Origin of the sequence: Micromonospora sp. ATA51, from assembly GCF_016802855.1 — a bacterium.
GTDB lineage: Bacteria > Actinomycetota > Actinomycetes > Mycobacteriales > Micromonosporaceae > Micromonospora > Micromonospora sicca.
Window position 1 is genome coordinate 21,187 of record NZ_JAEVHJ010000054.1, and the last position, 6,995, is coordinate 28,181.

Genomic DNA, 6,995 nt, shown 5'->3' on the forward strand with positions numbered 1-6,995 from the left:
CTCGCCGGCTGATTCTACTGACTCAATAGGAATGCAGCGTCGCCGAGCCCGGAGGTTCCCCTTGTCACGCCCCCTCTCCCAGGACGAAGTCGACCACGACAGCCGCCGGACCCGGCAGTGGCTCGCCGGGGACGCCCGCTGCGACGGGGTCCCCCGCCAGGAACTGCTGGAGCTGGGCGCCGCCATGGCCGCCGTCACCGCCGCGGCCGAGGAGCGGGAGCCGGTCGCCGTCGCCCCCGCCCCGGTCGGCGTCGACCCGGGGTCCGGAGCCACCGAGGCACCCATCGCCAAGCCGCTGCCGCCGCACCTGTTCCGGCGGCTGGACACCAACGCCGAGATGCGCTGGGAGGCGATGGCCGGGCAGGGACACGTCGTCCCCAACGACCGCTTCTTCGTCCGCAACCACACCGTGACACCCAGGCTGGACGCCGACGCCTGGCGGCTGCGCCTCTTCGGCACCGGGCTGCGCGGTACGCCGACCCGGCACGACCCGGTCGAGTTCGACCTCGCCGACCTGCGGGGGCTGCCCGCCGAGGAGCACACCGCGCTGATCGAGTGCGCGGGCAACGGACGCCGTTACTTCGCCGAGCAGCAGGACGATCCCGCCCCCGGCGTGGCCTGGGGCCTCGGCGGGGTCGGCGTCGCGCGCTGGCGGGGCGTACCGCTGGGCACCGTGCTCCGGCTGGCCGGCCTCACCGACGCGGCGGTCGACGTGATGCCGGAGGGGCTGGACCCGGACTACGTCACCGGCGGGGTGAACCTCGGCCGGGTACGCCGGCCGCTGCCGGTCGGCAAGGCCCTCGACGACGTGCTGCTGGCGTACGAGATGAACGGCGAGCCGCTCCCGGCCGACCACGGCTACCCAGTGCGGGTGGTGGTGCCCGGCTGGATCGGCATCTCCTCGATCAAGTGGGTGGGGGCGGTGGAGGTCTCCGCCACTCCCCTCTTCTCGCCCTGGAACACCCAGTTCTACCGGATGTTCGGCTCCGGGCATCCCAACGGCGGCGGGGTGCTGGCCGCCCAGTCGGTGAAGAGCGCCTTCGAGCTGGCCTGGAACGCCTGCATCCCGGCGGGTCCCGAGGTGCTGCTGCGCGGCCGGTCCTGGTCCGGCAACGGGCCGATCGCCCGGGTCGAGGTCAGCACCGGCGACGACGACTGGCGCCCCGCCGAGCTGGTCGCCGCCGACCGAGGCGGGGCATGGCAGCGCTGGACGGCCGTCTGGCGGCCGCCCGCCCCCGGCCGGTGGACGCTGCGCGCCCGGGCCACCGACGTCACCGGGGCCGGCCAGCCCGACACCGCCGGCCACAACGACCTCGGGTACCTCTTCGACGGCGTCGTCCGGCACCCGGTGACCGTGGCCTGAACCCGCGACCCGCCCGACCCGGACGGGACTGCGGCGGGTGGAGGTCAGCCGGTGAGGTAGGCGGCGGGGACGGCGTCGGCGAGCCACACGCCGTTCGCACTGTGGTAGAAGAGGTGGCCGTCCCGGGCCATCGCCGCCGCGTCGACGGTGAGGATCGCCACCGGGCCGCCGGCGCGCCGGACAGGAACCACGCCGAGCCGTGGTCGGCGACGATCAGGCCGTACCGCTGCATGGCCTCGGCGACGATCCGGGCCTGCCGGGGCAACCGGGACACGTCCACCGACCGCTTGAGCCGCAGCCGCTGGCCGAGCTGCGGCAGGGCCGGGTCGGACGCGGCCAAGGCGGAATGGCGCATCCTGCCCGAGGTCCATCGCCCCCGTCCAGCATCCGGTCGGCTTGCGGGTCAGGCGCGCTCAAGGGCCACCGGCCCGACGTTTCGGGTCCAGCGGCCTCCGGGGCCAACGGGCTGGCGGGTCCGCCGCCGCCGGCCCTGCGGGCGCGGCCGGCGCGGTCAGGCGGCGGCACGGTCCGGCAGCGGTCGCCGCCGGCGGGCCGGGTCGGTGAGCACCGGCAGCGACCAGGCTCCGTCCGGCTGGTAGAGGTTCACCCCCGGCGGGACGATCTCGTCGATCCGGTCGAGGACGGCGTCGTCGAGGGTGAGCGCCGCGCCCTTGAGCAGCCCCTCCAGCTGCTCCATGGTGCGGGGACCGATGATCGCCGAGGTGACCGCCGGGTGCGCCACGGTGAACGCCACGGCCAGCTCGGGCAGGGTGCGGCCGACCTCGTCGGCGAGCGCGAGCAGCTGCTCGACCGCGGCGTACTTCGCGGCGTTGCCGGCGATCGCCGGGTCGAACCGAGCCGGGGTGAGGGCGGCCCGGCCGGCGGTGAGGTCGACCGCCCGGCCCGGGCGGTACCGGCCGGAGAGGAACCCCGAGGCGAGCGGGCTCCAGATCAGGACCCCCATGCCGTACCGCTGGCAGACCGGCAGCACCGCAGTCTCGACACCCCGGGCCAGGATCGAGTACGGCGGCTGCTCGGTGCGGAACCGCCCGAGCGCCCGCCGCTCGGCCACGTGGTGCGACTCCACGATCTCCTCGGCCGGAAAGGTCGAGCAGCCGAAGGCCCGGATCTTGCCGGCCCGGACGAGGTCGCTGAGCGCGCCCAGGGTCTCCTCGACGTCGGTGGTGTGGTCGGGCCGGTGCACCTGGTAGAGGTCGATCCAGTCGGTGTCCAGGCGGCGGAGGCTCTCCTCGACCTCGCGGACGATCCAGCGCCGGGAGTTGCCGCCCCGGTTGGGCCCCTCCCCCATCGGGAAGTGCACCTTGGTCGCGAGCACCACGTCGTCCCGCCGGCCGCGCAGCGCCTTGCCGACGATCGTCTCCGACTCGCCTGCGGAGTACATGTCGGCTGTGTCCACGAAGTTGATCCCCTGGTCGATGGCGGCGTGGACGATCCGGATGCAGTCGTCGTGGTCGGGGTTACCGACCGCGCCGAACATCATCGTGCCGAGACAGTGGACGCTCACCTCGATGCCGGTGCCGCCGAGCACGCGGTAGCGCATGGGTCCTCCCCGAGGGTGTGCGCCGCACTGGCCGGGCGGCGGGGCCGGTCCGAGCCAACCTACGAATTCGAGTGCGCTCGAGGTCAAGGCGGCACCGGTCAGCCGCTGGCCTCGCCCGCCCCCGCCAGGTAGCCGGCGGCCTGCAGCTCGAACAACTCCCGGTAGGGGCCGTCCTGCGCCATCAGCTCGTCGTGGTTGCCCTGCTGGATCAGCCGGCCGTGGTCCAGCACGAAGATCCGGTCGGCGTGCCGGACGTTGGCCAGCCGGTGGGTGATCAGCACGACCGCCCGCTCCGGGTGCCGCCGCAGGTGCTGGAAGAGGGCGTGTTCGGCCCGGGCGTCGAGGGCCGCGGAGGGCTCGTCGCAGATCAGCAGCGGGGCGTCCCGGTAGAGGCCGCGGGCGGCCACGAGGCGCTGCCACTGGCCGCCGGAGAGGTCCTGGCCGTCCTTGAACTGCCGGTCGAGCAGCGTGTCGTAGCCGTACGGCAGATCGGTGATCATGTCGTGCGCGGCGGCGCCGCGGGCGGCGTCCTCGACGCTCGGACCGGGCCGTCGGCCGGCCGGTCGTGCCGGCCGACCCGGATGTTCTGCCCGGCGGTGAACGGGAATCTCCACCAGTCCTGGGTCATCACCGCGACCTGGGCGCCGGTCTGCCGCGGGTCCAGCTCGCCGACGTCGACGCCGTCCCAGCGGATGGCCCCGTCGGTCGGCCGGTAGAGACCCGCGATGAGTTTGGCCAGCGTGGTCTTGCCGGAGCCGTTCTCCCCCACCAGGGCGACCACCTCGCCGCGCCGGATGCTGAGGCTGACCCCGTCCACGGCGGCCTTGTCGGTGTCCGGGTAACGCAGGGTCACCCGGTCCAGCTCGATCCGGTCGAAGCCGTCGACGGGCCGACCGCCGCCGGTCGGGACGCGCTGCCGGGCCCGGTCGAGGAAGTCCCGGTAGTCCTGGTAGTAGAGCGCGTCCTCGTAGAGGGAGTTCGTGGCGAACACCGCGATCCGCAGCGAGGACCGGGCGGACTGCAACGCCAGCAGGGCGGTGGCCGCGGCGGCCAGCGCGACCACGCCGCCCAGCAGCAACCCGCCGAGAACCGCGTAGACGCCGAAGGCGGCGATGCCGGTCACCGACATGCCGGCCGCCCGGGTGGTGCTCTGCGAGCGGGCCAGCCGCAGCTCGGCCCGGGTCTCCGCCGCCATCATCCGGCGGAACTCGGTGAGCAGGAACTCCCGCATCTGGTACGCGCGGACCTCGGCGGCCGTGCGCCGCTCCGCCATCAGATGAGCCAGCATCCACATCCGACGGCGGCGGGTGATCCGGGCCAGCATGGCGAGGTACTGGCGGCGGGCCATCCGCACCGCCGTCACCGCCTCCGGCACCGCGGCGAGCAGCAGGCAGGGCAGCAGCACCGGTTGGACCACCGTCACCGCGGCGGCGGTGGCCAGCACGCCCACCACTCCGGTGACCAGGTTGACGGTGTGGTCGACGATCGACGCCGCCTCCGCCATGCCGCGGTCCCGGGCGCGGTCCATCTCCTCGGCGAACCCCGCGTCGTCGAACGCGGCCAACTCCACCGCGGTGGTCGTCTCGAAGAGCCGCAGCTCCACCTGGTAGTTGATCTGCGGGATCAGCCGGGCCTGCGCCCAGCCGGCGGCCACGGTCAACGCGCCCTTGACCGTCACCGCGAACGCGGCGAGAGCCAGCGCTGGCAGCGCGGCGCGGATCCGGTCGGGGGTCGGGCCGGCGGCGAAGAGCTGGCGGAGCACGCCGGTCGTGGCCAGCAGACCCAGGGTGGTCATCACGCCGGCCGCGACGTTGAGCCCGATGGAGGCGGCGGTGTCCCGGCGGCTGGTGCCCCAGGCCAGCACGACCGCCTCCCGGACCAGCGCCGGCAGGCGCCGGGCCACGGACTTGAAGCTGGTGTGCGCGAACTCGGTCGCCCGGTGCATCCAGTGACCGTCCTCCAGCTCCGGCAACGCCGGGCCGGCGTCGCCGTCGGCCGGGCCGTCCTCCTCGGCCGGGTGGCGGGGACCGATCACCGTCGCCATGGCGCCTCCTCACCGGTACGAACCACAACCGACCCGGAGCTTACGTTCGGCGACCGACTGCTGTCTCGGGGTGATCGGCGTGTCGAACAGGCGTCCCAACCGCGTGCCGCCCGGCGGCCACCCCGGGGCGGTTCCACCGGATGGGCGATGTCGGGTCGCGTCGCGCCGACCCGCCCCGGGTGGCAGGCTGGTGGAGTCGCCGGCAGCGGGCGCGACGACGGCCCGCTGACAGACCCGTCGTGAAGGAGAAGATCGACCCGATGGCTGTGGACGTCACCACCACGGACGAATGGCAGGCCCTGCGCAAGCACGCCGAGGCGATGCGCGGCACCCACCTGCGGGAGCTGTTCGCCGCCGACGGGCAGCGGGGCGAGCGGCTCACCGGCGACGTCGCCGACCTGCACGTCGACTACAGCAAGAACCTCATCACCGACGAGACGCTGGGGCTGCTCACCGCCCTCGCCGAGCGGGTCCGGCTGACCGACCGGATCGCCGCCATGTTCTCCGGCGCGCGCATCAACTCCACCGAGGACCGGGCCGTCCTGCACACCGCGCTGCGCCTGCCCCGCGAGGCGAGCCTGGTGGTGGACGGGCAGGACGTGGTCGCCGACGTGCACGCCCTGCACGACCGGATGTCCGCCTTCGCCGAGCGGGTCCGCTCCGGCAACTGGCGCGGGCACACCGGCGAGCGGATCAGCACCGTGGTGAACATCGGCATCGGCGGGTCCGACCTCGGCCCGGTGATGGCGTACGAGGCGTTGAAGGCCTACCGGGACGCCGGCATCACCTGCCGCTTCGTCTCCAACATCGACCCCACCGACATCCACGACAAGACCACCGACCTCGACCCGGCGACCACGCTGTTCATCGTGGCCAGCAAGACGTTCTCCACCCAGGAGACCCTGGCCAACGCCAACCAGGCGCGCCGTTGGCTGCTCGCCGGGCTGGACGCCGACGACCCGGCGATCGCCCGGCACTTCGTCGCCGTCAGCACCAACGAGCAGCGGGTCCGCGACTTCGGCATCGACCCGGAGAACATGTTCGGCTTCTGGGACTGGGTGGGCGGCCGGTACTCGCTGCCGTCCGCCGTCGGGCTGTCGGTCATGCTGGCCATCGGGCCGGAACGCTTCCGGGAGATGCTGGCCGGCTACCACGCCGTCGACGAGCACTTCCGCACCACGCCGGTCGAGCGGAACCTGCCGGCGCTGCTCGGCCTGCTCAACGTCTGGTACACCGACTTCCTCGGCGCGCAGACCCACGCGGTGCTGCCGTACGCGCAGTACCTGCACCGGTTCCCGGCGTACCTGCAGCAGCTCACCATGGAGAGCAACGGCAAGTCGGTGACCGTCGACGGCAAGCCGGTCACGTACCCGACCGGGGAGATCTTCTGGGGCGAGCCCGGCACCAACGGTCAGCACGCCTTCTACCAGCTCATCCACCAGAGCAACCGGCTGATCCCGGCCGACTTCATCGCGTTCAGCCAGCCCAACCACGACCTGGGCGACATGCACGACCTGTTGATGTCGAACTTCTTCGCGCAGACCGCCGCGCTGGCCTTCGGCCGCACCCGGGAGCAGGTCGAGGCGGAGGGCACCCCGGCCGACGTGGTGCCGCACCGGGTGATGCCGGGCAACCACCCGACCACCTCGATCATCGCGCCGAAGCTCACCCCGGCGACCCTCGGCCAGCTGATCGCCCTCTACGAGCACATCGTCTTCACCGAGGGCACGGTGTGGAACATCAACCCGTTCGACCAGTGGGGCGTCGAGCTGGGCAAGGTGATGGCCAACCAGCTCGCGCCGAAGCTCACCGGTGCCGGCCCGGACCTCGGGGACGTGGACTCCTCGACCGCGGCGCTGATCCGCCGTTACCGCAAGCAGCGCGGCCGGGGCTGACGCCGTACGCGGGTGGCGGCGACCCGTCCGGGGCAGCCGCCACCGGCGCCGGGACGACAGCGGCCCCACGGCTCGCCGCTCCGCCCGCGGGCCGGGTCAGTCGCGCAGCAGGTCGGCGTGGGCGGCGCGCAG

General features: G+C 73.5%; 6 protein-coding genes. 2 read left to right on the forward strand and 4 right to left on the reverse strand.

What is annotated here, in order from left to right:
- Positions 1-61 precede the first annotated feature (61 nt).
- Positions 62-1,363: a sulfite oxidase gene (locus tag JNW87_RS11795; RefSeq protein ID WP_236647380.1), complete on the forward strand. Its 1,302-nt coding sequence runs from the start codon at positions 62-64 to the stop codon at positions 1,361-1,363.
- A gap of 44 nt (positions 1,364-1,407) precedes the next feature.
- Here the strand turns inward: JNW87_RS11795 and JNW87_RS11800 are convergent, their stop codons facing one another.
- From JNW87_RS11800 to JNW87_RS39435, 4 genes are all read right to left on the reverse strand, one after another.
- On the reverse strand, positions 1,408-1,554 hold the full coding sequence (locus JNW87_RS11800) for a hypothetical protein (RefSeq protein ID WP_236647379.1): 147 nt from the start codon (positions 1,552-1,554) through the stop codon (positions 1,408-1,410).
- 320 nt (positions 1,555-1,874) lie between these two features.
- A complete protein-coding gene (locus tag JNW87_RS11805) occupies positions 1,875-2,924 on the reverse strand; it encodes an aldo/keto reductase (protein WP_109800768.1) in 1,050 nt (349 codons plus the stop codon).
- Positions 2,925-3,022: 98 nt separating this feature from the next.
- Positions 3,023-3,424: an ATP-binding cassette domain-containing protein gene (locus JNW87_RS39430; RefSeq protein ID WP_255543755.1), complete on the reverse strand. Its 402-nt coding sequence runs from the start codon at positions 3,422-3,424 to the stop codon at positions 3,023-3,025.
- Positions 3,421-4,968 carry an ABC transporter ATP-binding protein/permease gene (locus JNW87_RS39435; protein ID WP_255543756.1) on the reverse strand — a complete coding sequence of 516 codons (1,548 nt, stop codon included), beginning with the start codon at positions 4,966-4,968 and terminating at the stop codon, positions 3,421-3,423. The genes JNW87_RS39430 and JNW87_RS39435 overlap by 4 nt, the downstream gene beginning before the upstream one ends.
- A 260-nt stretch (positions 4,969-5,228) precedes the next feature.
- On the opposite strand from JNW87_RS39435, the gene pgi reads away from it, so the two are divergent.
- The gene (gene pgi / locus JNW87_RS11815; protein ID WP_109800778.1) at positions 5,229-6,863 is read left to right on the forward strand and encodes a glucose-6-phosphate isomerase; all 1,635 of its coding nucleotides are present in this window, start codon (positions 5,229-5,231) and stop codon (positions 6,861-6,863) included.
- Positions 6,864-6,995: the final 132 nt, after the last annotated feature.